The organism is Streptococcus danieliae, from assembly GCF_009767945.1.
Taxonomy (GTDB): domain Bacteria; phylum Bacillota; class Bacilli; order Lactobacillales; family Streptococcaceae; genus Streptococcus; species Streptococcus danieliae.
In genome coordinates this window covers 1-1310 of the sequence record NZ_WSRS01000149.1, presented here as the reverse complement: position 1 = coordinate 1310, position 1310 = coordinate 1, and the positions used below count along the sequence as shown (strand labels likewise).

The following is a 1310-nucleotide window of genomic DNA, read 5'->3' as shown; positions in this document are numbered from 1 at the left end:
TACACTCCTGAAATGAATCCAATCGAGCAGGTGTGGACTGAGATTCGTAAAAGAGGATTCAAAAACAAAGCCTTTAAAACACTTGAGGAAGTGATAGATAAACTACAAGAAGTGATTCAAAATTTGCATTGGTCTGATCTAAAATCTATTGTCCATAGAGAATGGCTTTTTTCAGATTTTGAATTTCAATGAGTATAAGTACTGGTACTAAGCGTTTTAATGAATTGCAACGGAATATTCCAGGGATTACCCAGAGTATTCTGACCCGTCATTTGCGGCAATTGGAGAAGGACAAGTTGGTCCATCGCACAGTCTATCCAGAGGTACCTCCTCGGGTTGAGTACCGCCTGACGCAATTAGGAAGGAGTTTTCAGGGGGTCTTGGATGAGGTTGAGAAATGGGGACTGACCTATATAGAATTTCTGCATCAGGAGGAGCTGTTATGAAGATTCGTAAAGCTGTGTGGAGTGATCTAGACCCGATTATGGAGATTTACCAGCAAGCACGGCAGTTGATGGTGGCCCAGGGGAACCCGAGTCAGTGGGGTGAGGATTATCCGCCTCGTGCGCTGATTGAAGCGGATATTGAAGTGGGGCAATCTTATGTTTGTGTCGAGGGGGATCGGTTGGTTGGTGTTTTTGCCTTGATACCAGGTCCGGATCCGACCTACGAGCGGATTGAGGGTGCTTTCCGGAGTCAGGAGTCGCATGGGGTGATCCATCGTTTGGCTTCAGATGGTCGGACTAGGGGAGTGGCTCGTGCCTGTTTTACGGCTTGTGGGGAGCTTTATTCTTATTTGCGGATTGACACTCATCGGGATAATCGAGCCATGCGGGGAGCTTTAGAAAAGTATGGGTTTGTGGAATGCGGTCTGATCTGGGTGGAGGATGGAAGTGAGCGTCTAGCTTTTGATTTTCTACCATTTGTCAACCATTTTTCTAAAAATTAGCCAATTTATTTGGCAGAGTGGTGCCTGCTGAGCCTAGTTGGCAAGCTAAGAGAAGGGGATTTTGTGTCAAGGCCTTGAGCGTTAGCGTGCCTTTACACGGAATCCCTCTTCTCTTACAATAGGCTAGCTCACAGGCAACTTTTGATGATTTTATAGATAACTTAAGACCAAATACCTAAAAAAGAGTACACTGAAACAGCACCTTGACTTTCAATTTTTTTCACAAGGTGCTATAATGGTATGGCACAATTATTCCTTATTGACTTTTAGAAAGACTATAGTCATAAAGTTTATTGTGCGTTATGAGGTAATGGATCGTTCGAATGAGACGATGCATAGAGGCAATCACATGTGGCTTGGT

1 protein-coding gene and 2 pseudogenes are annotated in these 1310 nt (G+C 44.4%); all 3 read left to right on the top strand.

The window, feature by feature from the left end; translation table 11 throughout:
* Positions 1-192: pseudogene (locus tag E5983_RS09080) on the top strand (IS630 family transposase); the annotation flags it as partial.
* Positions 183-446 (top strand): annotated as a pseudogene (locus E5983_RS09075) (winged helix-turn-helix transcriptional regulator); the annotation flags it as partial. The pseudogenes E5983_RS09080 and E5983_RS09075, both read left to right, overlap by 10 nt.
* Positions 443-949 (top strand): GNAT family N-acetyltransferase, encoded by a 507-nt coding sequence (locus E5983_RS09070; protein ID WP_160333495.1) that lies wholly within the window; start codon positions 443-445, stop codon positions 947-949. The pseudogene E5983_RS09075 and the gene E5983_RS09070, both read left to right, overlap by 4 nt.
* The last annotated feature ends 361 nt before the right edge of the window (positions 950-1310 follow it).